Consider the following 280-nt stretch of genomic DNA (forward strand, 5'->3'; position numbering starts at 1 on the left):
TCCCGGGACAGCGTGAAGTCCCATGAAAATTTCAAGGCCAAGCAGCAATTCCCCTTCGAGCTGATCAGCGACAAGGATGAAGCGGTGTGCCAGCTGTTTGATGTGATCAAGCTGAAGAAGCTGTATGGCAAGGAATACCTGGGTGTTGATCGCAGCACCTTTCTGATCGACAAGGATGGTGTGCTGCGTCAGGACTGGCGTGGTGTGAAAGTGCCGGGGCATGTGGATGCTGTTTTGGCAGCGGCCCAGGCTTTGAATAAGGCTTGATTCATACCTGAAC

Annotated in this window: 1 protein-coding gene; it reads left to right on the plus strand. The window is 52.9% G+C overall.

Annotated elements, in window-relative coordinates:
- A partial coding sequence (locus AAEZ00_RS21070) for a peroxiredoxin (protein WP_351089834.1) occupies positions 1-267 on the plus strand: 267 nt, incomplete at its 5' end.
- Between the last annotated feature and the right edge of the window lie 13 nt (positions 268-280).

It is taken from the genome of Shewanella sp. S1-49-MNA-CIBAN-0167, assembly GCF_040310145.1.
Taxonomy (GTDB): Bacteria; Pseudomonadota; Gammaproteobacteria; order Enterobacterales; family Shewanellaceae; genus Shewanella; species Shewanella psychromarinicola.